Annotated in this window: 22 protein-coding genes; 12 read left to right on the forward strand and 10 right to left on the reverse strand. The window is 72.6% G+C overall.

All coding sequences use genetic code 11. The annotated features are described in order from the left end of the window. Positions 1–253 precede the first annotated feature (253 nt). A complete protein-coding gene (locus tag AB0912_RS19040; RefSeq protein WP_366701091.1) occupies positions 254–1306 on the reverse strand; it encodes an ABC transporter substrate-binding protein in 1053 nt (350 codons plus the stop codon). 262 nt (positions 1307–1568) lie between these two features. Between AB0912_RS19040 and AB0912_RS19045 the strand changes: the two genes are divergently transcribed. From AB0912_RS19045 to AB0912_RS19060, 4 genes are all read left to right on the forward strand, one after another. After that, the gene (locus AB0912_RS19045; protein ID WP_366701093.1) at positions 1569–3155 is read left to right on the forward strand and encodes an HtaA domain-containing protein; all 1587 of its coding nucleotides are present in this window, start codon (positions 1569–1571) and stop codon (positions 3153–3155) included. Between the two features lie 175 nt (positions 3156–3330). Next, positions 3331–4893 (forward strand): HtaA domain-containing protein, encoded by a 1563-nt coding sequence (locus tag AB0912_RS19050; RefSeq protein WP_366701095.1) that lies wholly within the window; start codon positions 3331–3333, stop codon positions 4891–4893. A 79-nt stretch (positions 4894–4972) separates the two neighbouring features. Beyond that, on the forward strand, positions 4973–5617 hold the full coding sequence (locus tag AB0912_RS19055; protein ID WP_366701097.1) for a PhzF family phenazine biosynthesis protein: 645 nt from the start codon (positions 4973–4975) through the stop codon (positions 5615–5617). A 92-nt stretch (positions 5618–5709) separates the two neighbouring features. Beyond that, positions 5710–6726 (forward strand): NAD-dependent epimerase/dehydratase family protein, encoded by a 1017-nt coding sequence (locus tag AB0912_RS19060; protein WP_366701099.1) that lies wholly within the window; start codon positions 5710–5712, stop codon positions 6724–6726. 8 nt (positions 6727–6734) lie between these two features. Here AB0912_RS19060 and AB0912_RS19065 read toward each other — a convergent pair whose 3' ends face one another. Then, positions 6735–7790, reverse strand: a complete 1056-nt coding sequence (locus AB0912_RS19065) for a DNA-binding protein (protein WP_366701101.1) — start codon at positions 7788–7790, stop codon at positions 6735–6737. A gap of 410 nt (positions 7791–8200) precedes the next feature. Between AB0912_RS19065 and AB0912_RS19070 the strand changes: the two genes are divergently transcribed. Beyond that, positions 8201–8650 (forward strand): ATP-binding protein, encoded by a 450-nt coding sequence (locus AB0912_RS19070; RefSeq protein ID WP_366701222.1) that lies wholly within the window; start codon positions 8201–8203, stop codon positions 8648–8650. A gap of 209 nt (positions 8651–8859) precedes the next feature. Here AB0912_RS19070 and AB0912_RS19075 read toward each other — a convergent pair whose 3' ends face one another. Together AB0912_RS19075 and map are read right to left on the reverse strand one after the other, a co-directional pair. After that, on the reverse strand, positions 8860–9546 hold the full coding sequence (locus AB0912_RS19075) for a biliverdin-producing heme oxygenase (RefSeq protein ID WP_366701103.1): 687 nt from the start codon (positions 9544–9546) through the stop codon (positions 8860–8862). A 243-nt stretch (positions 9547–9789) separates the two neighbouring features. Beyond that, the gene (gene map / locus AB0912_RS19080; protein WP_366701105.1) at positions 9790–10647 is read right to left on the reverse strand and encodes a type I methionyl aminopeptidase; all 858 of its coding nucleotides are present in this window, start codon (positions 10645–10647) and stop codon (positions 9790–9792) included. 58 nt (positions 10648–10705) lie between these two features. On the opposite strand from map, the gene AB0912_RS19085 reads away from it, so the two are divergent. Beyond that, positions 10706–10939, forward strand: coding sequence for a hypothetical protein (locus AB0912_RS19085; RefSeq protein WP_366701107.1), 234 nt, complete (start codon positions 10706–10708; stop codon positions 10937–10939). A gap of 285 nt (positions 10940–11224) precedes the next feature. Here the strand turns inward: AB0912_RS19085 and AB0912_RS19090 are convergent, their stop codons facing one another. After that, positions 11225–12583: an MFS transporter gene (locus AB0912_RS19090; RefSeq protein WP_366701109.1), complete on the reverse strand. Its 1359-nt coding sequence runs from the start codon at positions 12581–12583 to the stop codon at positions 11225–11227. A gap of 383 nt (positions 12584–12966) precedes the next feature. Continuing rightward, positions 12967–13569 (reverse strand): hypothetical protein, encoded by a 603-nt coding sequence (locus AB0912_RS19095; protein ID WP_366701111.1) that lies wholly within the window; start codon positions 13567–13569, stop codon positions 12967–12969. A 117-nt stretch (positions 13570–13686) separates the two neighbouring features. Between AB0912_RS19095 and AB0912_RS19100 the strand changes: the two genes are divergently transcribed. The 3 genes from AB0912_RS19100 to AB0912_RS19110 all read left to right on the forward strand — a co-directional run bounded on the left by AB0912_RS19100 (position 13687) and on the right by AB0912_RS19110 (position 16142). Continuing rightward, complete coding sequence (locus AB0912_RS19100; protein ID WP_366701113.1) at positions 13687–14874, forward strand: sialidase family protein; 1188 nt, start codon at positions 13687–13689, stop codon at positions 14872–14874. A 68-nt stretch (positions 14875–14942) separates the two neighbouring features. Beyond that, on the forward strand, positions 14943–15647 hold the full coding sequence (gene npdG, locus AB0912_RS19105; protein ID WP_366701115.1) for an NADPH-dependent F420 reductase: 705 nt from the start codon (positions 14943–14945) through the stop codon (positions 15645–15647). A gap of 306 nt (positions 15648–15953) precedes the next feature. Continuing rightward, positions 15954–16142, forward strand: a complete 189-nt coding sequence (locus AB0912_RS19110) for a hypothetical protein (RefSeq protein ID WP_366701117.1) — start codon at positions 15954–15956, stop codon at positions 16140–16142. On the opposite strand, the gene AB0912_RS19115 is transcribed toward AB0912_RS19110, so the two are convergent. After that, a complete protein-coding gene (locus tag AB0912_RS19115; RefSeq protein ID WP_366701119.1) occupies positions 16132–16932 on the reverse strand; it encodes a site-2 protease family protein in 801 nt (266 codons plus the stop codon). The two genes, AB0912_RS19110 and AB0912_RS19115, sit on opposite strands and share 11 nt — an antisense overlap. Before the next feature lie 282 nt (positions 16933–17214). Between AB0912_RS19115 and AB0912_RS19120 the strand changes: the two genes are divergently transcribed. Beyond that, positions 17215–20859, forward strand: coding sequence for a BTAD domain-containing putative transcriptional regulator (locus tag AB0912_RS19120; RefSeq protein ID WP_366701121.1), 3645 nt, complete (start codon positions 17215–17217; stop codon positions 20857–20859). Between the two features lie 38 nt (positions 20860–20897). Here the strand turns inward: AB0912_RS19120 and AB0912_RS19125 are convergent, their stop codons facing one another. The 3 genes from AB0912_RS19125 to panB all read right to left on the reverse strand — a co-directional run bounded on the left by AB0912_RS19125 (position 20898) and on the right by panB (position 23895). Further along, positions 20898–21785, reverse strand: a complete 888-nt coding sequence (locus AB0912_RS19125) for an ABC transporter permease (protein WP_366701123.1) — start codon at positions 21783–21785, stop codon at positions 20898–20900. Beyond that, positions 21782–22816, reverse strand: coding sequence for an ATP-binding cassette domain-containing protein (locus AB0912_RS19130; protein ID WP_366701125.1), 1035 nt, complete (start codon positions 22814–22816; stop codon positions 21782–21784). Before AB0912_RS19130 ends, AB0912_RS19125 begins: the two co-directional genes overlap by 4 nt. Positions 22817–23007: 191 nt before the next feature. Continuing rightward, positions 23008–23895, reverse strand: a complete 888-nt coding sequence (gene panB, locus AB0912_RS19135) for a 3-methyl-2-oxobutanoate hydroxymethyltransferase (RefSeq protein ID WP_366701127.1) — start codon at positions 23893–23895, stop codon at positions 23008–23010. A 211-nt stretch (positions 23896–24106) separates the two neighbouring features. Here panB and AB0912_RS19140 point away from each other — a divergent pair, with 211 nt between their 5' ends. After that, positions 24107–25729, forward strand: coding sequence for an MFS transporter (locus AB0912_RS19140; RefSeq protein WP_366701129.1), 1623 nt, complete (start codon positions 24107–24109; stop codon positions 25727–25729). A 100-nt stretch (positions 25730–25829) separates the two neighbouring features. Next, positions 25830–26459 carry a TetR/AcrR family transcriptional regulator gene (locus tag AB0912_RS19145; protein ID WP_366701131.1) on the forward strand — a complete coding sequence of 210 codons (630 nt, stop codon included), beginning with the start codon at positions 25830–25832 and terminating at the stop codon, positions 26457–26459. Positions 26460–26714 lie beyond the last annotated feature (255 nt).

Below are 26714 nucleotides of genomic sequence, written 5' to 3' on the forward strand. Positions count from 1 at the left end.
GATCGCTTGCGGAGGGGAGGGGTGGGGGCAGGGGCAGGGGCAGGGGCAGGGGCAGCGGTGGAGGAGGGGGAAGGGGACGGGGGCGGGGAGGTGACGGGAGCGGTGGTTCGGTCGGGGGTTCGGTCGGGGGCCGGTTCCGGGGTGGCTCCCGCGGTCTGAGGACCGGTGCTTTCGGCCGGGGCCGGTCTCGGGGCCGGCTCCGGGCGCGGGGGTACGGCGGTGCCGGGCGCCGCGTCGGACGTGTCGGCGGCGGTCACTTCCCGCCCCCGTACAACTGCTCCACGATCGACTTCAGCACCTGGTCGGTGCGGGGCCCGTAGTTGAGGAGGACGCCGTCCTCGACGGACACGATCCGCCGTTCCATCCCGGCCGGGGTCTGCGCGACGCCCGGGATCTTGACGAGTCCGTCGACGCCGCCGACCGATTCGAGACCCTTGGACATCACGAGGATCGCGTCGGGCGCGGCCTGTGCCAGGGCCTCGGTGGTGATGGCGGTGAAGTCCTTCTTCAGCCCCGACTCGGCGCCCGCGTCGACCGCGCCGGCCGCTTCGAGCAGCGAGGTCGCCCCCGAGCCCCGGCCGCCGATCAGATAGACGGAGGCGGAGCCGCGCAGGTAGAGGAACGCGACGCGCGGATGGTCGGCGTGGGCCGGAATCGCCTTGCGCACGGCGGCTATCCGGTCCTCGGACCGCCGGGTCAGCCGTTTCCCGGCGGCGGGGACACCGAGGGCGTCGGCCACCGCCTGGATGCGCGGGCCCACGTCGGCGAGGCCCCGCGCCGGGTCCACGACGAGGACCGGGACACCGGCGTCGCGGATCTGCTCCATGGCCTCGTCGGGCCCGGTCGTCGTCTCGGCGAGGACGAGGTCCGGGTGCAGCGACAGGACGCTCTCGGCGGAGACGTCGTGGTTGCGGGTGACGACCGGCAGCTTCTTCGCCTGGTCGAAGGTGGCCGTGATGTCACGGGCGACGACGTGCTCGCCGAGGCCGAGCGTGAACACGATCTCGCTCAGGCTGCCGGACAGCGGCACGATCCGGTCGGCCTTCTCGACGGTGACCTGCTTGCCGCCGGACGAGCGCACGGTGACCGGGAGCCGGGGCGTGCCCGGGGAGTCCAGCGGCTCGACGCGGTTGGCCGCCTGGGGCTTCTCCGCCCCGGCCGCGCGGGTGGCGGCGGCCGGTCCGGGTCCGCCCGAGCCGCCGCACGCGGTCAGGGTGAGGGCGAGCGTGGACAGCAGTGCCCCCGCCAGTCGTCTGCGCAAGCGTCGCACTGTCCCGTCAATCCTCTCGGTACTCTTCCGGCCCATCCGAGCGATAGTTTAGGTTAGCCTTACCTAAGGCGCCACCGTCTCGTCGGGGCGACCGTCCCGTTGGGCGACTACTCGTCAGGCGACGACCTCGCCGGGCGACGACCTCGCCGGGCGACCGCCTCGTCAGACGGTCACCTCGTCGGGGGCTGCCTCGTCAGACGGTCATCTCGTCGGGGGGCTGCCTCGTCCGGCGAGGGCCCTTCAGGTGACCGCTTCTTCAGCAACCGCCTCTCCAGGCACCGGAATCCGGAGGACATCCATGCCCGCGCGAACGAGGGCTCTGGCCGCCGTGCTGTGCGCGGCCGTGCTGGGCGCTCTGCTCACCGCCACGGCCGCCCACGCCGCGAGCCGCACCGTGCAGGGCGGCCGGCTGGACTGGGGCATCAAATCCTCCTTCCAGAGCTACGTCACCGGCCCGATCGCGAAGGGGAGTTTCTCGCTCACCGGCGGCGCAGCCACGGTCGGCGCGAGCCAGTTCCGCTTCCACTCCGCCACCGGCTCCTACGACGGCGGCACCGGAGCCTTCGCCGCCTCCTACTCCGGCGGAGTCCACTTCGTCGGACACCGCCGGAGCAACGGCTCCTACGAACTCGACATGACCATCAGCCGCCCCACCGTCCGCCTCTCCGGCGGTCGCGGCACGCTCTACGTCGACATCACCAGCAAGGCGAAGGGCACCGGGACGGTCACGACGTCCACACAGGTGCCCTTCGCCGCCCTCTCGCTCGGCGGCATCGACATGAAGGGCGGCGGCACCTCCGTCCGCCTCAACAACCTCCCCGCCACGCTCACTTCACAGGGCGCCAGGTCCTTCGCCGGGTACTACACCGCCGGTACGGCACTGGACCCGGTGAGCCTGGAGGCGGACGTACGCCCCGCGGCCACGCCCAGGCCGACGAGCACCCCCACCTCCAAGCCGACGCCGAAGCCCACCACCCCGGCGAAGAAGAAGCCGGCCTCCGGTGCGATCCGGGACGGCGCCGTCGACTGGGGTGTGCGGCGCACCTTCCGGGAGTACGTCACCGGGCCCGTCGCCGACGGCAGGTGGACCCTGACCGGCGGCGCCCAGGACGGCGGCGCGCTCTTCCGCTTCCCCAAGGGCGAGGGCACGTACGACGAGAAGAAGCACACGCTGACCGCCGCGTTCGCCGGAGCCGTCCGCTTCACCGGGCATCAGGGGCTCGACCTGCGGCTGAGCGCGCCGCGCGTCTCCGTCACCGGCGGCACCGGCACCCTCTACGCCGACGTCACCGGCACCGGCCTCACCGCGAAGAAGGTTCCCCTGGTGACCTTCGCCGCCAAGAAGCTGGCGCCGAAGCGGGGGCTGCTCCAACTGACCGAGGTGGCGACCGAGTTGACCGCCCGGGGTGCGAAGGCCTTCGGCGGGGTGTACCGGGCGGGCACCGCGATGGACCCGCTGACCCTCTCCGTCGCCCTCACCGGCACCGCACGCCTGCCCGCGCTCCCCGACCTCGGCACGTCGGCGTCCCCGGCACCCCAGCCGTCGAAGACGTCCACCGGGAAGGCCGTCGCCGCGCCCCGCGCGGAGAACACCGCGAACGACACCTCGGACGGCGGCCCGGCCCTGCCGATCGGCATCGCCGTCGCGGTCCTGCTCGTGGCGGGGGCCCTCGTGGTGGTGGCCGTACGCAGGCGCGGCGGGACGACACCGGAGGCCTCGCCCACGCCGGAGGCCCCCGAGTCGCGGTCCGCACCCGCGCCGGAACCCGAGCGCCAGCCCGTATCCGCACCCGAGCCGGCACCCGAGCCGGCACCTGAGACGCCTTCGGAACCCGAGCCGCCGTCCGCACCCGAGCCGCCTTCGGCACCCGCGGACAAGGACTGACGCACCCCAGCCCCACCTCACCCCAGTCCCACCTCACCTCACCTCACCTCACCTCAAGCCGCTTCACCCCCCCCGCTCCATCTGAACTCCATCTGAACTCCACCTGAAGCCCCTGTGATCCTTCATCCCTCAGCCCCCGGGTGGAGGGATGCCACCCCTGAGGAGACCCACGATCATGGCCGCCATCAGCCGCAGCCGCAGCCGCCGCCCCCTCGCACTCGCCGCCGCCGTCGCGGTCGCCCTGGGGGCCGGTGCCCTCGCCGTGACCAGCGCGTCGGCCGCCGAAGCCCCGCTCAAGGACTACGAGTTGACCTGGGGCATCAAGCAGTCCTACCGCTCGTACGTGACGGGCATGGCGGCCGGTTCCTTCACCCCGGCCGACGGGGCGACGCAGGCCGCCGACAACGGGGCGTTCACCTTCGTCAGAGGCAGCGGCACCTACGACTCCGACACCCACGCCGTACGGCTCGGGTTCGCGGGCAGCCTGAAGATCGCCTCCAAGCTGCACGGCTTCGAACTCACCCTGTCCGACGTCAAGTTCGACAGCGGCGCCGCGGAGATCACCGCCGACGTGACGAGCGGCGGCACCACGCGGGACGACGTGCCGCTCGCGGACGTCACCGTGACCCGCTCCATGACGGACATGGAGACCAAGCTGACGAAGGAGGCGGCGAGCGTCCTCGGCAGCGCGAGCTACGAGGGCGCCGCGGGCGACCCGCTGACGGTGGTGCAGAAGACGCCCCCGACGCAGTCCCCGTCGCCGACCGCCAGTCCCTCCACGTCGACCTCCCCGGAGCCGACGACGTCGACCTCCCCGAAGCCCACCTCCTCGGCCTCGTCCACGGCCTCCCCGTCGTCCACGGCGTCCCCCTCGGCCTCGCACACCGCGAGCCCGAGCGCCTCGGCGTCGGAGACCGGCGCGGCCGGCCGGGGCGACATCGCGGACGGCACCCTCGGCTGGGGCGTCAAGCAGTCCTTCCGCACCTACGTGGTGGAGGGCCCGGCGCAGGGGAAGATCACCGCCTCCGGCGGCGCGAAGCAGGCCTCCGGCAACGGTGTCTTCACGTTCGGCGGGGCTACCGGCTCGTACGACACCGACGCGGACACCCTCACGGCCGCCTTCAAGGGCGCGGTGAACTTCAAGGGCCATGAGGCGAACGGGAGTTACGGGCTCGACCTCACCCTCAGCGGCCTCGCGGTCGAACTCGACGGCGGCACCGGCGAACTGACCGCCGACGTCGAGAGCCTCGGCAAGACGACCGATGACGTGGTCCTCGCGAAGCTGACCGCCGCCACGTCCGACCTGAAGGCCAAGGGCGACGTCCTCACCGTCGACGACGTGACCGCCAAACTGACGAAGGCGGGCGCGCAGGCCTTCGGCGGCTTCTACACCGAGGGCACCGTCCTCGACCCGGTCGACCTGTCGGTGGCCCTCACGGACGACGCCCAACTCCCGGACGGCAACGGCGACTCGGGCACCGGCTCCGGCTCCGGCACGGGCACGGGCTCGGGCACCGGCTCGGGCTCCGGCTCCGGCTCCGGCGACACGGGCACGACGGGCGGCGCCGGCACGACCGGCGGGGTGGGCACGACCGGCTCCACGACGGGCGGCATCTCCGGCGCCCTCGCCTCGACCGGCTCGAACCTCCCGACCGGCGCCCTCGGCGCGGCGGCGGCGGTCACGGTCGCGGCGGGCGCGGGCGTGGTCATAGCGGTCCGCAGGCGCCGCCAGGCGTGATCCCCTGGCCGCGCCAGACCGCCCGCCCCGGAACCTACGGGGCGGGCGGTCTCGCACCGGGTGATGTTTGAATGCCGGAGTGACTGACTACGACGTGCTGCGGGTCTTCTGCGGGCCAGGTGGCGGGTATGGCAACGAACTGGGTGTCGTGCGCGAGGGCTCGACGATGCCGGACCGGGCGGAGCGGCAGGAGTTCGCCGCGAAACTCGGGTTCAGCGAGACCGTGTTCGTGGACGACCCCGAGCGCGGCGTGATCGACATCTACACACCGACCCTGCGGCTGCCCTTCGCCGGGCACCCCTGCGTCGGCGTGGGCTGGCTCCTGGATGTGCCCGAACTGGTCACCCCCGCCGGGGTGGTGGGGGTCCGGCTGGACGGCGAGTTCAGCTGGATCGAGGCACGGGCCGAGTGGGCCCCGCCGCGCACCCTGAAGCGGTACGCGTCCGCCGCCGAGGTCGACGCGCTCGCGGTGCCCGCGCCGGGGGAGTGGATCTACGCCTGGGCCTGGCAGGACGAGGCGGGCGGCCGGATACGGGCCCGAGCGTTCCCCGGCCGCGACGACGCCATCACCGAGGACGAGGCCACCGGAGCGGCGGCCATCCTCCTGACCCAACACCTGGGCCGAGCCCTCAACATCACCCAGGGCAAGGGCTCCCAACTCCTCACAGCCCCCCAGCCGAACGACTGGGTGGAGGTGGGAGGCCGGGTCCACCTGGAGCGCTGAGAGCCGGGGGTTCTGTCCAGGGGCCGAGTTCGGAGATTCCGCTGACCATGTCCCTCTTCTCTGCGGGGACGTCGCTTGGCAGGATCGTCCGTATGCGGCTTCTGATCATGGGCGGTACGTGGTTTCTGGGTCGGCGCGTCGCGGAGCAGGCGGTGGAGCGCGGCTGGCGGGTGACGACGTTCAGCCGTGGCCGGTCCGGGCCCGGTGTGGAGGGCGCCGAGCCGGTACACGGTGACCGCACCGTGTCCGACGATCTCAAGCGACTGGCCGGACACGGCCCGTGGGACGCGGTGGTCGACACGTCCAGCTCGGAACTGCCGCCCCGGGACGTCCGCATGGCCGCGAACCTTCTGCGCGCCGCCGCGGACCGGTGGATTCACATCTCGACGGTCTCCGTCTACGCGGGCTGGCCCCACCAGCGCCTGACCGAGGACTCCGAACTCCTCGACTGCCCGCCGGACGCCGACGAGACGTACGGACACACCGGCCCCGACGGAAGCCCGACCGTCTACGGGTTCCAGAAGGCCGGCGGCGAGCACGCGGTCACGGAGGCGTTCGGCGGCCGGGCGACCTTTCTGCGCCCCGGTGTCATCCTCGGACCCGGCGAGTACGTCGGCCGGCTGCCATGGTGGTTGAGCCGTGCGGCGCGGGGCGGCCCGATCCTGGCACCCGCGCCCGCGGACCGCCGTATCCAGCCGGTGGACGTCCGGGACGTCGCCGCCTTCGCCCTGGACCGGGCGGCGGCTTCGACGACCGGTGCCTACAACGTGGCGCACCCGGAAGGAATCACCTTCGAGGATTTCGTGTCGACGTGCCTGGCGGTCACCGGCGGAGCGGGACACCCCGTGTGGGCCCCGGCGCGGACGCTGACCGAGCACGGGGTGAAGCAGTGGACCGAGCTGCCCCTGTGGCGCACCCACGCGGGAGTGTGGAGCGTCGACCCGAGCCGGGCGGTTGCCGCCGGACTGCGCTGCCGCCCGTTGAGCGAGACGGTCGAAGACACCTGGAACTGGCTTCAGGAGGGCGGCCGTCCTGTCGAGCACCCACGGTGGGCCGATCACGGACTGAGCGAGGAGAAGGAGGCGGGCATTCTCGCCCGCCTCACATAGGCACTTCCTCACCCTTCGAGGGCGAGCGGCCCCCGGAGGGCACCGAGCTGGCGCTGCGTCGAGAGACGGATGAAATCCTCGACTCGCTCACCCAGCTCTCGGGCGAGCGGCGAGCCCTGGAAATGTTCGTGGGCGAGGGCTCGTCGCACGTCGGCGGCCCGAGCCAGGAGCCCGGTGACGCGTTGGTCCGGCGGGATGGTCCACACCGTTTCCAGAACGTCGGCCGCCCCGTCGAGATCGCCGTTCAGCAGGCGGGCCATGGCCAGGTTGGCGGCGGCCCCGCCGAACACGGGTGCTGAGCGCCGGGACTCGGGCCGCTCGGTCACCAGGGCGAGAGCCTGTCGCGCCGAGGCCTCGGCCTGTTCGCCGTCCCCCAGAAGAAGTGCGGTCGACCCGTTGGACATCGCGAGCCGCTCCGGGGTGAAGCCGAATTCACCGCCCACCCCGTCGTGCAGGTCGTCCAGCGCACCGGTCGGCTCGGTCTGCGACGCCCGGAGGGCCCGGCGAGCCGACGCACGGTCGCCGAGGTGAGCGAAAGCACGGGCCTCGATGGCGCGCAGGCGCCGAAGCCCCACATCACCGACCCCGGGGAGCAGCTGCGCGCGCTGGGCGTGTCGCACCCCCTGGGCGGGCAGGCCGGTGAAGTACGCGATGTACGCGAGCGTTCCTCCGGCGAAGGCCCGCAGTGGCTCGAAGCGGGCGCTCTCCCCGTACAGAGCGGCGGCCCGTGCCAGTCGGACGCCGGCGTCGAGCGATCCGAGGTCGAAGCAGGCGGCGGAGAGCAGGGCACACGCCTGCCCCGCGACAATCAGCAACTCCTGCCGCTGGGAAGGTACTTGGGTACGGTCACGCTGCTGCTCCGCCTGCTCCCGCAGGGCGCGCGCGACACGAAAGACGTCATAGGCGGGGCGGTTGTTGTAGGTCCTTGCCAGAGCGGCCGCGTCGTCGCGGAGTTGGTCGAGTGTGGTGTCCGAGATTGATGCGGCGGCGGACCAGAGTGGCGGTTTCGACGCCGAACATCTCCTCAAGGACGCGGAAGATCGTGGATCTTTCCGGCCGTTCACCGTCGGAACTGGCTCTCGGAGACCGTCGGATTGCGTGCGCTCTTCCGCACGACGTGATCGGCCGTGGCAGTGAACTTCGCCTCGAAGTCGGCGTAGCGCCACCGGTTAAGGTCCACCAGCACCTTCAGTTTTCGGAAGATCCACCATCACGTCCCCCTCGTCAGTTCGCGGGCCGACGGCCTCGGCGCTGCTCGCGGCTCCCTCACCCGCAGGGGACACCGTGGACAGTCGCGATGACAACAACTCTCGCCAGCGAGCCACTTCAAAGTCATCGAGACGCCACATCCGTCACCCGGGGTTTGCCCGGCCGCGCGGCTTGCGGTGACCGACAGGTTCGTCCTGTGGGGAGGAATCGCCGCGTGACACCCACGAGGGGGACCGCAGTGGCAAGGACCGTAGAGGTGGCCGCCATGGCCGCGCCTGTGGTGAAGGAATGGTCGATGAGTTACACCATGATGGACGGCTCGGTCAGACTCACCCGGCTTCACACCCGCCGCAAACTCACCGAGTGGCAGTGGCCAGGCGACATTCACGACGCCGCTACCTGTACCTCGGAGATCGTGACCAATGCCGTTCAGCACGGTCGGGTCCAAGGACGTCTCCTCCTGCTGCGTCTTGCCGTACTGGAGGACGGCGCCCTGCTCATCGATGTGTCCGACCCCGCCGGTTCCTTTCCCGAGTTCGGGGTCGCCCGGGAGCCCGGCTCCGAAGACGAGCGCGGCCGGGGACTCGCCCTTGTCACGCTCCTCGGGGGTCGCCTGAGCTGGTTCCTGCGCGAACACATCGGAAAGACGGTCCGCGTCCACCTCCCGCCCCGTGCACCGATTCCTCCCCGACCTGAGGCGCCGCCTCAGGTGTGATCCGCGCGCGACCATCCACGACGCACCCGCACGGGCACACCGCCCCCAGCCCACGCCCCCGCAGGGCCCCTCGGGGCGCGGGGAACCGCGCGGTCGGCCCCCGCCGGCCCGCGGCCAGGCAGTGAACCCCAAGCCTGCGAACCCGAGGCCCCCCGCAGGGGAGACGAAAAGGGGCCCAGGGGGAAACCCCGGGCCCCGGAAGCTGAGGGTCAGGCCGAGAGGGGGAACTCCTCGCCCAGCTCTCTGAACACCCCGGTGTTCAAGGCGAACGCCCGCTTGCACTCGGCCACGATCCGCTGCCTCTCCAACTCGTCCGCGAGGACCCCGTCCAGCAGCTCCCGGTACTCCCGCTTGAACGCGGCCGGGTTGGAGACGCCCTCGAACACATAGAACCTGACCCCGTCGCCCTTGCGGCTGAAGCCCCAGGTCTGCTCCGCCTTGCCGCGGATGATCTGGCCGCCGGAGAGGTCCCCGAGGTAGCGGGTGTAGTGGTGGGCGACATAACCGCCCGGCCACTCGCGGGCGCACTCCGCCACCCGCTCCGCGTACGCCCGGGTCGCCGGCAGCGCGCTGAGCGTGGCGCGCCAGTCCGGCCCCCGCAGATGGGCGAGGTCCCGCTCCAGCGCCGCGCGGCGCAGCAGCTCGGGGCGTAGGAAGGGGCCGGCCACCGGATCACCGGCGAGCCGCTCGGCGTCCGCCTCCAGCGCCTCGTACACGAACCACAACTGCTCGGTGTAGCGCGCGTACGCCTCGACTCCCAGCCGGCCGCCGAGCAGGTCGCTCATGAACGTCGAGGTCTCCGCCTCGGTGTGTGCCTCGTGCGACGCGGTGCGGATGAGCGTCGAGAAGGGCGTGCTCGCCGGCGTCATCGTGGCCGACGTGTCCGACGCGTTCATGGGGCCTCCGGGGCCGAGTGGAAGGACGGGAACTGGTGCGAGATCTCTCGTATCTTCTATGGTTAGGCTTACCTAAGTCAACAGCTTTCCGACACGCTGTCGGTAAAAACGTACCCCGATTTCCGCCCCCACCCACACGAAAAAGCCCGCCCTGTGGACAGAGCGGGCTTTCACGGTTCTCGGCCGAACGCCGAACGCCGAACGCCGGATGCCGGACGCCGAACGCCGGACGCCGGTCGGCGGCTACGGCAGCGTGAGGATCTCCGCCCCCGTGTCGGTGACGACGAGCGTGTGCTCGAACTGCGCCGTCCGCTTGCGGTCCTTGGTCACGACGGTCCACCCGTCGTCCCACATGTCGTACTCGTGGGTGCCGAGCGTGAGCATGGGCTCGATGGTGAAGGTCATCCCGGGCTGGATGACGGTCGTCGCGTGCGGGCTGTCGTAGTGCGGGATGATCAGCCCGGAGTGGAACGACGAGTTGATCCCGTGCCCGGTGAAGTCCCGTACGACCCCGTACCCGAACCGCTTGGCGTACGACTCGATGACCCGCCCGATGATGTTGATCTGCCGGCCCGGCCGGACCGCCTTGATCGCGCGGGCCAGGGACTCCCGGGTCCGCTCCACGAGCAGCCGCGACTCCTCGTCGACGTCACCGACCAGGTAGGTCGCGTTGTTGTCCCCGTGCACCCCGCCGATGTACGCCGTCACGTCGAGGTTCACGATGTCGCCGTCGCGCAGCACCGTGGAGTCCGGGATGCCGTGGCAGATGACCTCGTTCACCGAGGTGCACAGCGACTTGGGGAAACCGCGGTAGCCGAGGGTGGAGGGGTAGGCGCCGTGGTCGCACATGTAGGCGTGCGCGACCCGGTCCAGCTCGTCCGTCGTGACGCCGGGCGCGATGAGCTTCGCGGCCTCGGCCATCGCCTGCGCGGCGATCCGTCCGGCGATCCGCATCGCCTCGATCGTCTCGGGCGTCTGCACCTCCGGTCCGGTGTACGGCGTGGGGGCGGGCTTTCCCACATACTCGGGGCGCCTGATGTTTCCCGGCACGGAACGGGTGGGGGATAGCTCCCCTGGGACGAGCAGCGACTGGCCAGACATGCCAGCGAGTCTAACCAGCGGTCATGGGGGAACATGTCCCTGGCGAAAGGAGCTGGTGATGGCCCTGTTCAAGAAGCGGACGGTCGGTAAGCCCGGCGAGTGGTACTACTGCCTGGAGCACAAGAAGGTCGAGGAGGGCCCCGACTGCCCGGCCAAGGACCGCTTCGGCCCGTACGCCACCCGCGAGGAGGCCCAGCACGCGATGGACACCGCGCGCGAACGCAACCTCGAATGGGAGACGGACCCCAAGTGGCATGACGCCCCGGACCCCGACGGGCCCAAGGACAGCTGACCCGCCCTGGGGGCCGGGCTCCGAGGACGACTGAGCCGCCCTGGAGGTCTGGCTCAGAGGACGACTGAGCCGCCCCGGTAGTCGAGGACGACTGAGCAGCCCCGGTAGTCAGGGAGTCCCGGAAGCAAGCCGGGGAAGCCGAGCGGAACCCGGGGGCGCGTGGCCCGGCCCGGGGCGAGGAGTCACGTGCCCCGGCGCCGACCGGCCCGGCGTCCCGCGACTCGCCCCCGCTGGCCCCAGCCGCCGGCAATGGGTGAGACCGGAGACACCTGGGTTCCCCGGCCCTCAGACAGCGGTCACCGGCGATTCCTGTGCCTGTGCCTGTGCCTGCGTCGGCGTCCGCGCCCCCGCCCGCGCGGCCCGCATCCGCCGCGCATGCTCGTTCGTCCGCTCGTCGTACGTCATCAGCTTCGGCAGGCCCATGGCCAGCAGCCCCACCGCCGCGACGCACAGCGCGCCGCCGGCCCACACCGATGTCCGTACGGTCGTCAACGCCGCCATCCCGCCGGAGCGCACCTGGCCGAGCTGGGGGCCGACGGAGTAGGACAGCAGCTCGATCCCGGCGAGCCGGCCGCGCAGCTCGTCCGGGATCGTCTGGTTCCAGATGGCGGCCCGGAAGACCCCGCTGACCATGTCGCAGCTCCCCGCGAGGGCGAGGAAGAACAGCACCAGCCAGACGTTGTGCACCAGGCCCGCGCCGACCATCGCGAGGCCCCAGCAGGCGGCGGCGACGACCACCATCAGGCCGTGCCGGTGGATCCGCGAGGTCCAGCCGCTGGTCAGGCTGACCACCAGCGCGCCCGCCGGCAGGGCCGCGTACATCAGGCCCAGCGACCACGCGGCGTGCAGGTCGTCCGCGAGGAACGGCAGCACCGCGAGCGGCATCGCGAAGAACATCGCCGCGAGGTCGATCGCGTACGTGCCGAGGAGTTCCTTGCGGCTCCACGCGTACCGGGCGCCCTCGGCGATGGACCGCAGCGACGGCTTCGCCGCCTCGTGGGAGGCAGGGGACGCGGCGATCCGGGCGATCATGACCACCGACACGGCGAAGGTCACCAGGTCGACGGCGTAGGCCCAGCCCAGCCCCGCGTACGCCACGACGACGCCGGCCAGTGCCGGGCCCGCCACGCCGCCGACCGTCCAGCGCAGCGAGTTGAGCGCGGCGGCGGCCGTCAGGTGCTCGTGGGCGACGATCCGCGGGGTGAGGGCGTCCATCGCCGGGCGCTGTACGGCGCTGAGCGCGGCGGAGAGCGCGGCGACCACGTATAGGGGCCACACGGCGGGGTGGGGGAGGGCCGCGTTGACGAGCAGGGCGGCGCACAGCACGCCCTGGCCCGCCTCCGTGGAGACGATCAGCTTGCGCTTGTCCAGCGCGTCGGCGAGCGCGCCCCCGTACAGCCCGAAGACGATCAGCGGGATCAGTTCGGCGGCGCCGATCGCGCCGACCGCGGCCGTCGAACCGGTGAGTTCCTTCATCTGCACCGGCAGCGCGACGAACGTCAGAAAGCTGCCGAAGCTCGTGACGAGACCCGCCACCCACAGCCGACGGAAGTCGGCGGAGGTCCGCCAGGGCGCGAGATCGGGGAGCAGGGTGCGCAGGCGTGAGGCGGGGGTTTCACGCGAGGCGGGGGTTTCATCAGTCACGACGGGCCATGCTCTGCGGAAGGCCCGGCCTTCGGCAAATCCATTTCCTTCCCGTGGCCGGCCCGACTCGGCCCGGCCCAGCCCGGCCCGGCCCAGCCCGGCCCGACTCGCGCCGGCCCGCCCGATCGGCTCGGCCCAGCCGGGTGGTCCGACCCGGTCCAGCCCAGCCCGACCCGATCCAGCCCAGCCCCACCCGATCCAGCACAGCCCGCCCCGGCTCGATCCAGCCCAGCCGGGCCCGCCCAGCCCCAGCCGGGCCAGCCCAGCCCCAGCCGGGCACGCCCAGCCCCAGCCGGGCAGGGCCCAGCCCCAGCCGGGCAGGGCCCAGCCCCAGCCGGGCAGGGCCCAGCCCCAGCCGGGCAGGGCCCAGCCCGGTGAGGCGGCTACCAGCGGTACGACGGTGGCGCCGTCAACTGGTCGGCCAGGTGCGACAACCGGTCCCGCAGCCGGCGCCGGCCCCGCGGCGAGGGCAGCGCGTTCTCCCCGGCCGCCGCGCTGACCAGATGCTGCACGGTGTCGAGGTCCAGCTCGGGATCGGGCGGCACGTCGAGCGACTCGTGGGCCAGCGCCGGCAGCTCGCCGCCGCCGGCCGACAGGGCGAGGACCGTCGCCCCGGCCCGGCGGGCGTCGTGCACCCGCTCCAGCAGCGGGGCGGCGGGCGCGTCCGGCGCCACCACCAGCAGCGTCTCCCCGCGCCGGGCCGCCTCGATCCGTCCGAGCCCCACCGCCAGGTGCGCCGGGTCGGACTCCCGCGCCCCGTGCCGTACCAGCGTCGGCGCCAGCTCCGGCGTTCCCGACCAGGCGGCCTCGTCCACCAGATGGGCCGCGAGATGCCAGGGCTCGTACCTCTCGGAACCGACCAGCAGCAGTCCGCCGCCGTGCGCCACCACGGACCCCCGCAGGGTTCCCCCGAACCGGCGGGTGGCGCCCAGCCACTCGGTCCCGGCAAGCACCTCGCGCAGCAACGCGACCCGTACGGCGTCCATGGCCGCATCCTGGCGCAACCCGTGCTTCGTGACCCGGAGTTCACCACGAATTCGCCCGACATGGGGACAGGCCCGCACCACCGGCCCCACCGGCGACCGCGAAGGAGCCCGACCGCCATGACAGACCCGACCACCCCCGGCCCCGTCTCCGTCCCCGGACCCACCCCCGGACCCACCCCCGGTCACGAAACGCCGCCCGGCGCGGAGGCGGGACCGCCGTCCGCCGCCACGGACCCGGCGGCGAGCGTCCCCTTCCGGGGCGGCCAGGAGGGCTACGCGAGCTATCGCATCCCCGCCGTCGTCGCGACGGGAACGGGCACCCTGCTGGCGTTCTGCGAGGGCCGGGTCGACTCCGCGAGCGACCACGGCCACATCGACATCGTGCTCAAGCGGTCCGAGGACGGCGGCCGCACCTGGGGCCCGCTCCAGGCCGTCGCCCGCAACGGCGTCAACCTCGCCGGAAACCCGGCCCCCGTCGTCCTCGACACCGGCCGCGTGCTGCTCGTCCACGTCCGCGCCGCCGCGAGCGCCACCGAGGACGCCCTGCTGCACGGCAAGGTGAAGCCCGCCGACGGACGCCGGGTGTGGGTGCAGCACAGCGACGACGACGGCCTCACCTGGTCCGGGCCCACCGAGATCACCGGACAGGTGAAGAAGCCCGCCTGGCGCTGGTACGCCACCACGCCCGGCCACGCCCTCCAGCTCGGCTCCGGCCGGGTGGTCGTCCCCGCCAACCACACCGTGCCGCCCACCGGTACGGACAACGGCACCGAGGCGAAGTACAACAGCGGCCACTGCCTGCTCAGCGACGACCGCGGCGCGACCTGGTACCTCGGCTACCTCGACGAGAACACCGACGGCTATGTCAACGTGAACGAGACCACCGCCGCCGAACTCCCCGACGGCAGGCTGTACTTCAACACCCGCAACGACTCCCGTTCGCCGGGCAACCGTGCCGACGCCTGCTCCCTGGACGGCGGGCGCACCCTGGAGAAGCCGTTCCGCCCGCAGGCCGGACTCGTCACCCCCGTGGTCGAGGGCAGCCTGCTCCAGCTCCGCGACCCCGACCTGCTGCTCTTCTCCGGGCCGGCCGACCCCGGCTTCCGCGCCCTGATGACCCTGCGCGCCTCCACCGACGGCGGCACCACCTGGCGGACCGCGCACACGGTCGACGGGCTGCCCGCCGCGTACTCCGACCTCGTCCGCGTCGACCCGGAGACCGTCGGACTCCTCTACGAGACGGGCGACTTCGGCGCCTACGAGACGATCACCTTCCGGCGCGTCCCGGTGAGCGCCCTCGGGTGACCGCCCTCACCCCGGGCGCACCGCGGACCGACAGGCGGGGCCGCCGCGCGCGCACGTAAGGTCGGCCCATGACCTCTACTGACAGTGCACAGAAGGCCCCCGCCAAGGACCCCTGGGATCTGCCCGACGTGTCCGGGCTCGTCGTCGGCGTGCTCGGCGGCACCGGTCCGCAGGGCAAGGGCCTCGCCTACCGCCTCGCCCGGGCGGGCCAGAAGGTGATCATCGGCTCGCGCGCCGCCGACCGCGCGCGGAGCGCCGCCGAGGAACTCGGCAACGGCGTCGAGGGCGCCGACAACGCGGAGACCGCCCGCCGCAGCGACATCGTGATCGTCGCCGTCCCGTGGGAGGGCCACGGCGACACCCTCGCCGCGCTGCGGGAGGAACTGTCCGGGAAGCTCGTCGTCGACTGCGTCAACCCGCTCGGCTTCGACAAGAAGGGCGCCTACGCGCTGAAGCCGGAGGAGGGCAGCGCCGCCGAACAGGCCGCCGCCCTGCTGCCGGGCTCGCGGGTCACCGCGGCCTTCCACCACCTCTCGGCGGTCCTGCTCGCCGACCCGGAGATCGAGCGGATCGACACCGACGTGATGGTCCTCGGCGAGGAGCGCGCCGACGTCGAGATCGTCCAGGCCCTGGCCGGCCGCATCCCCGGCATGCGCGGAGTCTTCGCGGGCCGCCTCCGCAACGCCCACCAGGTCGAGTCCCTGGTCGCCAACCTGATCTCGGTCAACCGCCGCTACAAGGCCCACGCGGGCCTGCGCGTGACGGACGTCTGACCCCGCGCGGGGCACAGCCCAACACAGGGCGGGGCCCGATACCGGCGAGCCTCACGGCGGACGCGGGTGATCCGGGGCGCGCCGACGGAGAAGCGCGGCGGACGCGGGTGATCCGGGGCGGGCCGACGGAGAAGCGCGGCGGACGCGGGTGATCCGGGGCGGGCCGACGGGGAGTGCGGCGGACGCGGGTGATCCGGGGCGGGCCGGCGGAGGAGCGTAGGAGACGCGGGTGATCCGGGGCGGGGCGGCCCGGGAGTGTGGGGGACACTGGTGGCAAGCAGTGTCCCCCCGACAGGAGCCGACCCCATGCCCCGCCTCGCTCTCTACGCCCTCGCCGTCTGTGTCCTCTCCGTGGCCGCGGCCGTCGTCTCGTTCGCCCAGGGCAGCTGGCTGGGCATCGTCTGGGTACTGATCGCGGGCCTGTCGTCCAACATGACCTGGTACTACGCCCGCCGCGCCCGCCTGCGCGACGAATCGGGGCCGGTCAGCGGCTGACGGTGCAGAGCTGGTCTACGCCGTCCCAGAACCGGTAGAGATCCTGACCGCAGTAGCGTTGAACGTCGTCGATGCCGAGGGCGCCCAGGATCGAGTAGATCGCGTCGAAGAAGGCGATGTTCACCGACGGGATCCACAGCACGGCGAACACCGCGAGCAGGCCGAACGGTGCGAAGGGCTCCACCTGGCGCCGGACCCCGTACGACAGCCAGGGCTCGATCACCCCGTAGCCGTCGAGGCCCGGAACCGGCAGGAAGTTCAGGATCGCCGCCGTCACCTGGAGCAGCGCGAGGAACGCCAGCGCGTACCGGAACGCTACCGGGACCCCGTCCAGCGCGCCCAGCCAGAACGGCGCCGTGCACACGATGGCGAACAGCACGTTCGTCAGCGGGCCCGCCGCCGAGATCAGGCTGTGCTTCCAGCGGCCCTGGATACGGTTCCGCTCGATGAACACCGCGCCGCCGGGCAGGCCGATCCCGCCCATGATCACGAAGATCACCGGCAGGACGATGCTGAGCAGGGCGTGCGTGTACTTCAGCGGGTTCAGCGTCAGATAGCCCTTGGCGCCGATCGAGATGTCCCCGCTGTGCAGGGCGGTGCGCGCGTGCGCGTACTCGTGCAGGCACAGGGAGACGATCCAGGCCGCCGTCACGAACAGGAACACCGCCAGACCGGGCTGCTCCGCGAACCCCGTCCACGTCGCCCAGCCGGTCACCGCCATGACGGCCACGATCCCGACGAAGACGGGGCTGATCCTCCGGTCGCTGCGGCGGGTCGCGGCGGTGGTCATGGGACTCCCTGGACTGGCTTGACTGAATGGATCGGCTGGACTGACTGGACTGGCTGGACTGACTGACCGACCGGCTGAACTGGTTGGACTGGTCGGACTGGTCGGACTGGGGCTTCGCTGACTGGCCGGGTGCTCGGGCCTGCCCGACCGTACCGGGCCCACGCGGAAAACGTCTCGCCAACGGGCATTGGTTCCGGGGAGGGTGGGCAAGGGCGGGCTCAGGCGCGCGCCCGGGCGCCCAACCGGCGGACCCCCGCCCCGTCCCCCTCGTCACCAGAGACAATGGACCCCGTGCGCTACCGCATCCTCGGAACAACCCAGGCACTTCGCCCCGACGGCACGGCCGTCCCGGTCGGCGGGGCGCGGCTGCGTGCCCTGCTGACCGTGCTCGCGCTGCGGCCCGGACGGACCGTGTCCGCGGCCGTGCTGGTCGACGAAGTGTGGGACGGCGACCCGCCCGCCGACGCGCCCGGCGCCCTCCAGGCGCTGGTGGGGCGGCTGCGCCGGGCGCTCGGCGCCGACGCCGTGGAGTCGGTGGACGGCGGTTACCGGCTCGCCGCGGTGGCCGACGACATCGACCTGCACCGTTTCGGGCGGCTCGCGGACGAGGGCACCCGCGCCCTCGCCGACGGCGACCCCGCCAAGGCCGCCGCCGTCCTGGACGACGCCCTCGCCCTGTGGCAGGGGCCCGCCCTCGCCGACCTCCCGGACCGCACCGCCGAGTCCGCCCGCTGGGAGACCCGCCGGATCGACGTCCAACGGGCCCGGCTCGCGGCGGCCCTCGCCCTCGGTGAGGCCGAGCGGGTCCTCCCCGAGCTGAGCGCCCTGTGCGACCTGCATCCGCTGGACGAACCGCTGCACGTCCTGCGGCTGCGCGCGCTGCGGGACACCGGCCGGCCCGCCGCCGCCCTCGCCGCCTACGAGTCCGTCCGCGAACTCCTCGCCGACCGGCTCGGCTCCGACCCGGGCCCCGAACTCCGCGCCCTGCACGCCGACCTCCTGAGGTGGGACACGGCACCCGGGCAGCACCGGCCCGCCGCGGGGGCGGGGACCGCCACCACGCCCGGCTCCTCGCGAGACGGCCACACCGGCGCCCCGGCACACGGCAGCAGCCCGCACACCCCGGCCCCCGGCACCCCGGCCCCTGGCACCCCGCCTCACGGCGCCCCGGACCCCCTGGCCACGGACCGTGGACCCCACTCTGCCCAGCCAGGCGCCCGGCTCCTCCCCTTCCCCCCGGCCACCGCCCGCCCGACGCCCCCGCGAACGGCCACTGCCCGCCCGACGACCCCGGAACCGGCCACCACCGGCCCGGCGTCCCCGGAACCGGCCACCACCGGCCCGGACACCGCCACCGCACCCTCCGGAAACGGCGCCCGCCCAAACACCCCGCCCCACCCCGGCACCCCACACCCCGGCACCCCCCACCCCGGCAACCTCCGCGCCCGCCTCACCTCCTTCGTCGGACGCGAGCCGGACATCGACGCCATCCGCGCCGACCTCGCGGGCGCCCGGCTCGTGACGCTGCTCGGGCCCGGCGGGGCCGGCAAGACCCGGCTGTCGCAGGAGGTCGGCGAGGCCCTGGCCCCGACGCTCCCGGACGGCGTCTGGCTGGCCGAACTTGCCCCCGTGGACGACCCCGAGGCCGTGCCCGAGGCCGTGCTGACCGCCGTCGGCGCCCGCGAGACCGTGCTGCGCGGCGCCGGAGCCGAGGAGATGCGGGCCGTGGCCGACCGGCACGACGACCCGCTGACCCGGCTCGCCGAACACTGCGGCAGACGCCGGATGCTGCTCGTCCTCGACAACTGCGAGCACGTCGTGGACGCCGCCGCCCACCTCGCCGAGGCCCTGCTGGAGCGCTGCCCGGGACTGACGGTGCTGGCCACCAGCCGCGAACCCCTCGGCGTACCGGGGGAGTTGCTGCGCCCCGTGGAGCCGCTGCCGGAGCCCGTCGCGCTGCGGCTGCTCGCCGACCGGGGCGCCGCGGCCCGCGCCGGGTTCCGCGTCGAGGACGATCCGGAGGCGGCGGCCGAGATCTGCCGGCGCCTCGACGGCCTTCCGCTCGCCATCGAACTCGCCGCCGCCCGGCTGCGGATGCTCACCCCGCGCCAGATCGCCGACCGGCTGGACGACCGGTTCCGCCTGCTCACCTCGGGCAGCCGCACCGTCCTGCCCCGCCAGCAGACCCTGCGCGCCGTGGTCGACTGGTCGTGGGACCTGCTCGACCAGGCCGAACGGGACGCCCTGCGAAGGCTGTCGGTGTTCGCCGGCGGCTGCGATCTGGCCGCCGCCGAAGCCGTCTGCGGCCCCGCCGCCCTGGACGTCCTCGGCTCCCTGGTGGACAAGTCCCTTGTCGTCGCGGCCCCTTCGGGCGACGGCGGGATGCGCTACCGGCTCCTGGAGACCGTCGGCGAGTACGCGGCGGAGCGCCTGGACGAGTCCGGCGACCGCGAGTCCACCGAGCGCGCCCACCTCACGTACTACCGCGAACTCGCCCGCACCACCGACCCGTTGCTGCGCGGGCCGGAGCAGCGGACCGCGATCGACCTCATCGAGCGCGAGTACGAGAACCTGCGCACCGCGCTGCGGCGGGCGGTCGCCGCGCGGGACGAGCAGGAGGCCCTGTGTATGGTCCTCTCGCTGGCCTGGTACTGGCAGATCCGCGACCAGCGCGTCGACGCCCGCGCCTGGTCCCGCGAGGTGATGGCGCTCGGCCCCGACCCGTTCCGGCCGCCCGCCCGCCGGGTCGACCCGCTGTACGAGCGGTGCACGGACGCGCCGCCGCCGATGCGCCCGGAGATCCTGGAGGAGGCCCGGCGCGGGGTCCACCTGTTCCATCTCGCCTACATGGACATGGACATGGACTCCTGGCAGACCCCCGAGGCCCAGGAGAAGCTGCGCGCCATCGCCGCGGCCTACACCCCCGGCATGCCCCAGACCTGCCGCAGCCCCGGCAACCTCTGGTTCTACGCGGTGCTGCTGACCGGCACGCTGGAGCGGGTCACGAAGGTGATCGACGCCTCGGTCGCCACCTGCCGTGAACTCGGCTACGAGTGGGAACTCGCCGCCGCCCTCCAGATGCGGGCCAACATGCTCGCCAACCGCTCCGACCTGGCGGGCGACGCCACCGCGGACGCCGATCACGCGCTGGAGATCTTCGTCCGGATCGGCGACGCCTGGGGCGCCGCCGAGTCGCTCTCCGCGCGGGGCGAGGCCCATGAACGCGTCGGCGCGTTCGCGGCGGCGGCCAAGGACTACGCGGAGGCCGCCCGGTACGCCGAGCGGCTCGGCGCCCGCGCCCAGCAGGCGGTCCTGACCGTGCGGCTCGGCAGCATGTACATCGAGCTGGGGGAGACCGAGCGCGGCGAGCGGATGCTGCGCGAGGTGCTGGCCGAGGGCAACGGCGCCCACAACGAGGCGATGCCCGCCGCCCGGCTCTTTCTCACCACCTGGCTCGGCCGCAGCGGCCGGGTCCCCGAGGCGCGTGAGCAACTGCGGCTGCTGCGCGAGCAGTTCGGGGCCAGCACCTTCATGGTCTTCGACGGGTTCGTGGTGGGCCTGGAGGCCTGGCTCGACACGGTCGAGGGGGACGACGAGGGCGCGCTGGAGAAGGCGCGCAGCGCGGTGACGCAGTCCATGGACCCGCTCGCGAAGATAATCGCGCCCCAGATGATCTCGGCGCATCTGACCACCGCGGCGATCGCGCTGTCCGGTCTGCACGGCGGACGCCGGGCCCGGGACGCGGCGCGGCTGCTCGGCGCCGCCGACGGGCTGCTGCCGCCCCGGCACTTCTCCGGCCCGATGGAGCAGGCGGTGCGCGAGCGGGCCGAGGAGCGGGCGCGCGCCCTGCTGGACGAGGCGGACTTCGCGGCGGCATACGCGGAGGGCGGCGGCCTCTCCGCGGAGGAGGCCGCCGCCCTCATCTGAGACGCGGACGCCACGGGCGTCGGTTCCGGGCGCGAACGTCAGCTCTTGGTACGGAACTTGTGGATCGCGATCGGCGCCATCACCACCGTGAGCCCGGCGGTCCAGGCCAGCGTCACCCACAGGTCGTGGGCGACCGGGCCGCCGATCATCAGCCCGCGGGCGCTGTCGGCGAGCGCGGACAGCGGGTTGTAGTCGGTGAAGTTCTGCAGCCAGCCCGGCATGGTCCTCGTCGGCGAGAAGATCGACGAACCGAACTGGAGCGGCATCAGCACCAGGAAGCCCATCGCCTGCACGGACTGGGCGTTCTTCATCGTGACGCCGAGGACCAGGAAGATCCACATCAGGGCGGAGCCGAACAGCGTCGCGAGTCCGACGGCGGCGAACAGGCCCGGCCAGCTCTCGATGTCGAAGCCGACGAGCACGCCCACGATCAGCAGGATCGTGGTGGCGACGAGCATCCGCATCAGCTCGACCACGATCTTGGCGAAGAGCACGGAGCCCTGGCCGATCGGCAGGGTGCGGAAGCGGTCCATGACCCCGGTGTGGAAGTCCTGGTTGAAGCCGGTGCCGACGGCGGTGGCGATGTTCATGCCCATCATGGCCAGCAGGCCCGGCACCACGTATTGCACGTACTGCTGCTGTCCGCCGCCCAGCGACTGTCCGATGGAGCCGCCGAAGACGTACACGAAGAGCAGGGTGAAGACGACCGGCATCAGGACCGCGTCGAACATCGACTCGGGGTCCTGGCGGATCCACAGCAGGTTGCGGCGGACCAGGGCGCCGATGTGGCGCGCGTGCGCCCGGGGCGAGATACGGGAGTCGCCCTCGGCGGCGAGGGGGGCTTCGGCGGCAGAGGCGTCAGGGGGGAGGGTCGCGGCGGAGTCGCTCGCTGAAAGGGTGGCGGCGGGCGACGGGCGGGCGCTCATGCGGAGACCTCCTCGTAGGCGTGGGCGGGGGTCTCGTCCTGCGGGGCACTGGCCTTGTGGCCGGTGAGGGACAGGAACACCTCGTCCAGACTGGGCAGTTCGGTGGAGATGGCGGCGATGGTGATGCCGCGCGCGGTGACCGCGCCGACGACGGCGGTGAGCTGTTCGTCGCTGAGGATCGGGACCAGCACGCTGCCGGTCTCGCTGTCCACGATCGTCGTGGCGAGGCCGGTGAGCCCCATGTCGTCGAACATGGCGGCCAGCGGGCGCAGTTGCAGCGGGTCCAGCGGGCGGATGCGCAGTGTCCGGCCGCCGACGCGGGCCTTCAGCTCGTCGACCATGCCGTTCGCGATGACCTTGCCGCGGTCGATGACCGTCAGCTCGGAGGCCAACTGCTCGGCCTCCTCCATGTACTGGGTGGTGAGCAGCACGGTGACGCCGTCCGCGACCATCCGCTTGACCTCCTGCCACACCTCGTTGCGGGTGCGCGGGTCGAGGCCCGTGGTCGGCTCGTCCAGGTAGAGCACGGCCGGGCTGCCGATCATCGAGGCGGCGAGGTCGAGCCGGCGGCGCATACCGCCGGAGTACGTGGACGCCGGGCGCTTGGCGGCCTCGGTGAGGGAGAAGCGCTCCAGCAGCTCGTCGGCCCGGCGGCGGGCCTCCTTGCGGGGCAGGTCGAGCAGCCGCCCGATCATGTACAGGTTCTCCCAGCCGGGGAGCTTCTCGTCGACCGAGGCGTACTGGCCGGTCAGCCCGATCACGCGGCGGAGCTGCCGGGGCTGCTTCAGTACGTCGTAACCGGCGACCGTGGCCTGCCCGGCGTCCGGGGTGATGAGGGTGGACAGGCAGCGGACGAGGGTGGTCTTGCCAGCGCCGTTGGGGCCCAGTACGCCGAGGACGGTGCCCTCGCGGACGTCCAGGTCGACGCCGTCCAGCGCCTTGGTCTCGCCGTAGTGCTTGACCAGTCCCCGTACGGTGACGGCGCTGCGGCCGGTCGCAGCTTGCCGGGGCGTGTTGTCGATTCGCGTCATGCCCACCAAGGTGTCAGGCGCCACCGACAAACGACCGACAGGACGCCTACAGCCCACCGACCGCTACCGATATGTCGCCGACACTCGACCGACAGAGGATGGCGATACCCGGGAAAAGGCGGCAACCCGCCGACGGGGGAAGATCGGCGGGTTGCCTTGGTGCCGCAGTGGCTCGGGGGGCCTGGCCGGGGTTAGTGGACGGAGTGCTCGTCCAGCGGGAACGTCCCGCCGACCACGTCCTCCGCGAACGACCGGGCCGCGTCGCCCATGACCTGGCGCAGATCGGCGTACTTCTTGACGAACTTCGGCACCTTGCCGCCGGTCAGGCCGAGCATGTCGGTCCACACCAGGACCTGCGCGTCGGTCTCGGCGCCCGCGCCGATGCCCACGGTCGGGATGTGCAGCGTCCGCGTCACCTCGGCGGCCAGCTCCGCCGGGACCAGTTCGAGCACGACGGCGAAGGCGCCGGCGTCCTGCACGGACTTGGCGTCCCGCAGCAACTGCTGCGCGGCCTCCTCGCCCCGGCCCTGTACGCGGTAGCCCATGGAGTTCACGGACTGCGGGGTGAGGCCGATGTGCGCCATCACCGGGATGCCGGACTCCACCAGCAGCTCGATCTGGCGGTGCGAGCGCTCGCCGCCCTCCAGCTTGACCGCGCCGACCCCCGCCTCCTTCACCAGCCGGGTCGCCGAGCGCAGCGCCTGCACCGGGCCCTCCTGGTAGGAGCCGAAGGGCAGGTCGCCGACGATCAGGGCGCGGCTGGTGCCCCGGACGACGGCGGCGGACAGCATCGTCATCTCGTCCAGGGTGACGGGGACGGTGGTCTCGTACCCCAGGTGGCAGTTGCCGGCCGAGTCGCCGACGAGCATGACCGGGATGCCGGCCTCGTCGAAGACGGACGCGGTCATCGCGTCGTAGGCGGTCAGCATGGGCCACTTCTCGCCGCGCTCCTTGGCGGCGGTGATGTCGCGCACCGTGATACGGCGGGTGCTCTTGCCCCCGTACAGCGCCCTGCTGGTGTCGGTGGCCTTGAGGGCACCTTCCGCGGGCTGTGTCGGGGCAGCCGAAAGCTGCGTCATCGCAACGGCTCCTTCTGTCATCTCGAGGCGCCCTGACGGCGTCCCCGGATCACCCCCCATGGTGGCACCTCCCGCCCCGCCCGGCTAGACCGGCCCCGCCGCCCGGGATGTCTCCCCCGTCACGCCCGGCGCCGGCCCCTTTCGTAAGTTCTGCGTAAAGGCTTTCCGATACGATACGGTGCCGTATCGAATTGAGCCTAGGGTGGACGTCATGACAACTTCCGCTCCTCCGTCCGACCGGCGCGTGCCCGAGGCGGTGCACCGGCGTCGCTGGGCGATCCTCGGCGTGCTCATGCTCAGCCTGCTGATCGTGGTGCTCGACAACTCCATCCTGAACGTCGCGATCAAGACGATCTCGACCCCGCCGCCCACCGGCCTCGGCGCCACCCAGGGCGAGCTGGAGTGGGCCATCAACGCCTACACCCTGGTCTTCGCCGGACTCCTGTTCACCGCGGGGCTGCTCGGCGACCGGCTCGGCCGCAAGAAGGTCCTGCTCGCCGGTCTGGCCGTGTTCGGCATCGGTTCCGCGCTGGCCGCCGAGTCCGGCTCGCCCGTCCAGCTCATCGTCTTCCGCGCCCTCATGGGCTTCGGCGCCGCCTTCGTGATGCCCGCGACCCTCGCCGTCCTGATGAACGTGTTCGAACGCGACGAGCAGCCCAAGGCCATCGGCATCTGGGCCGGCGGCGTCGGCCTCGCCATCGCCATCGGCCCGATCACCGGCGGTGTCCTGCTCGACCACTTCTGGTGGGGCTCGGTCTTCCTGATCAACGTGCCCATCGTGATCCTCGCGATCGCCCTGATGGTCTGGCTGGTCCCCGACTCCCGCGACCCGAACCCGGGCCGCCTCGACCCGATCGGCGTCGTCCTGTCGGTCGTCGGCCTCGTCCTGCTCGTCTACGGCATCATCAAGGGCGGCCAGCTCGCCGACTTCACCGACCCGCAGGTCCTCGCGACCATCGGCGCCGGACTCGCGGTCCTCGTCGGCTTCGTCGTCTTCGAGAAGCGCAGCGACCACCCGTCGATCGACGTCACGTACTTCCAGAACAAGGTCTTCTCGGCGGCCATCTCCGCCATCGCGCTGGTCTTCTTCGCGCTCATGGGCGTCACGTTCTTCTCGGTCTTCTACACCCAGAGCGTACGGGGCTACTCGCCGCTCCAGACCGGCCTGCTGATGCTCCCGCTGGCCGCCGCGCAGATCATCTTCGCGCCCCGCGCCCGGCTGGTCGTCGACCGCTTCGGCAACCGCGCCACCTGCACCGGCGGGCTCGTGCTCATCGCCGCGATGCTCGCCGCGTTCGCCACGCTGGAGGCCGACACGCCGCTCTGGCTCCTGGAGGTCATCTTCTTCCTGATGGGCACCGGCATGGCGCACATCATGACCCCGACCAGCGTCGTCATCATGCAGGCGCTGCCCCGCGAGAAGGCGGGCTCCGCGTCCGCGCTCAGCAACACCTTCCGCCAGGTCGGCGGCGCCCTCGGCATCGCCGTCCTCGGCTCCGTGCTCTCCACGGCCTACCGCAACGGCATCGAGGACAAGCTCACCCTCGTCCCGGCCCCGCTGCGGCACACCGCGGGCGAGTCCATCGAGGCCACCCTCGGCGTCGCCGCCAAGCTCGGACCGCGGGGCCAGGCCCTCGTCACCCCCGCCAACGACGCCTTCCTGCACGCCATGCACGTCACCGCCCTGTGCGGCGCGGGCGTCGCCGTCATCGGCGCGGTGGTCGTCGCCGTGTTCCTGCCGGGCCGCCCGCCGGCCGGTCAAAAGGGCGGCGACGAGGCCGAGTTGGTCACCGCCGCCCCCGGACAGAGCGGACAGCGGGCGGAACGGGACTGAGCACGCCGTACGCGGCGGCGGGCACCCGGCACCGGGTGCCCGCCCCCGTCGCCCACCGGGGGACAATGGCAGCAGGTCAACGATGGGAACGGAGTTCGACGTGAGCCTCGCGCACAGCCCGGAGAGCCGGGACAGGCAGGGGTGCCCCAACCGGGGAAGGCCCCGCAGCGAGGCCGTGGAGCGCGCCATCATCGAGGGCGTGATGAAGCTGCTGGAAGAGGGAGTTCCGCTCGGGGACATCTCCATCGAGCGGCTCGCCCGCACCGCCGGCGTCGGCAAGGCCACCATCTACCGCCGCTGGAACGGCAAGGACGAGCTGTTCGTCGACGTCATGCGCGCCGCCGAACCCCAGGACCCCGAACTCCCCGGCGTCTCCATGCGCGACGACCTCGTGATCCTGCTGGAGTCACTGCGCCGCCGCGGCCTGGTCAGCCGCTCCTCCGCGATCCTGCACAACGTGCACGCCCAGATGAAGAGCAACCCCAAACTCTGGGCCGCCTACGACGCCATGGTCATCGCCCCCCGGCGCCGGCTCGGCTGCGAGGTGCTGCGCCGCGGCCAGCAGAACGGCGAACTCCGCGACGACATCGACATCGAGCTGCTCAACGACATGTTCGTCGGCCCCCTGCTCGTACGGACCGTGCTGCGCCCCGCCGCCGACCTGCCCGAAGGCCTGGCCGAACAGGTCGTCGACACCCTGCTGGAGGGCCTGCGCCCCACCGGGCCGTGAACCGGCCTCCCGCGACACCGGTGCCCCGCGAACCGGCGTGCCGTGAACCGGCGTGCCGTGAACCGGCGGGTTTCTGACGGTGCGAATGTGCGCGTTTCGTCACAGAGGGCACGTCACGGGGCTTCGGCCGGAACTCCGGAGACGAACTTGAACGTCCCCTTGCCTGTACGGCCGTCCCGGACGGCGAGAACGACACCGAACATCCCCTAGGGTCGTAGCCGAGGGGCAGACGGTGCGCACGGCAGTTTGTGAGGC

The organism is Streptomyces sp. NPDC007084, assembly GCF_040703595.1.
Taxonomy (GTDB): Bacteria; Actinomycetota; Actinomycetes; order Streptomycetales; family Streptomycetaceae; genus Streptomyces.